This is a genomic window from Acinetobacter sp. 228, from assembly GCF_048147885.1.
In genome coordinates this window covers 1-1,268 of sequence record NZ_JAYWYV010000336.1, presented here as the reverse complement: position 1 = coordinate 1,268, position 1,268 = coordinate 1, and the positions used below count along the sequence as shown (strand labels likewise).

Genomic DNA, 1,268 nt, shown 5'->3' with positions numbered 1-1,268 from the left:
ATATTAATTTGAATTGAAGGCAGAATTAATTTTGGCATTGCCAAAGTAGCATCTCTTTCTTGACGCATTTTTATGAATGATTCTTTGGAAACTCGTCGATTTAAATGGATATTGCTTTGTTTTTGAGTTTTTATATCTGTTTGACAGATATATTCGTCACGGCCTTCAGGCTTATAGTCATGGCATAGAAACATACGCATATCGTCAGGAAGTGTATAAAGCTTTTGTACCGAATCATAAAGTGCAGCAGCACTTCCTTTAGGAAAGTCGCATCTAGCCGAACCATAATCAGGCATAAATAAAGTATCACCTACAAAAACGGCATCAGCAATCACATAGCTTAAGCAAGCAGGTGTATGTCCTGGTGTAGGAATGTTATAGGCATCTATTTCCCCTATTTTGAAATGTTCATAATCTTCAAATAGATAATCAAAAGGCTGATTTTCATTGAATTTCTTAAAATCAAAATTATAAATAGCCGAAAATGTTTCTTGTACTACCAAGATTTTTTGACTAATCGCAATTGTACCGCCCAATTTAGATTTTAAATATTGAGCCGCAGTCATATGGTCCGCATGTACATGGGTTTCTAAAATCCATTGTCCTTTAAAGTTTTGCGCCAAGACATAATCGACGATCAGATCAGCATTAGTTGTTTTTGTAGTGGCCGAAGCAGCATCATAGTCAAGCACACTATCAATAATTGCGCATTGACGAGTCGCTAAATCCGCAACAACATAGCTAAAAGTATTGGTATTTTCATCAAAAAAATCTTTTACTAGAGGTTGTTGCATATCTTTAATTTCCTTTATTTAAAATTCGGTAAATAAACATTCCTACTAACATCGCGACAATAAAATAAAGTGCTTCAAAATGCCCTAATCCAATAAGAGTTAAAGCGGGCGCTGGACATATACCTGCTATTCCCCAGCCTATACCGAAAATAAAAGCACCCACAATTAACCTTTGGTCAATCTGTGTATTTGTTGGTAATTGAATTTGTTCATTAAAAATCGTTTTTGGTTTTTTAATAGCCCTTTGAAACGGAATAAATGCCACAGCAATAGCACCTAGCATCACAAACATTAAGCTAATATCCCATTGTCCAAAAATATCTAGAAATCCTAAAACCTTTGCAGGGTTAGACATACCAGAAATCATTAACCCCAATGAAAACAAACCACCAAATATAAAAGCAAAGATATTTTTCATAAGATTACCCCAACACATGGCGAATGATATAAACAGTCAGCATGCCAGCATACATA

At 34.9% G+C, this 1,268-nt stretch carries 2 protein-coding genes; both read right to left on the bottom strand.

Going from position 1 to position 1,268, the window contains the following annotated elements; genetic code table 11:
- The coding region (locus VXQ92_RS18740; RefSeq protein ID WP_416682817.1) for an MBL fold metallo-hydrolase at window positions 1-794 on the bottom strand (794 nt) is incomplete at its 3' end.
- Between the two features lie 4 nt (window positions 795-798).
- Entirely contained in the window at window positions 799-1,212 is a 414-nt protein-coding gene (locus tag VXQ92_RS18735; protein ID WP_000789128.1) for a DUF6691 family protein, read from the bottom strand.
- Between the last annotated feature and the right edge of the window lie 56 nt (window positions 1,213-1,268).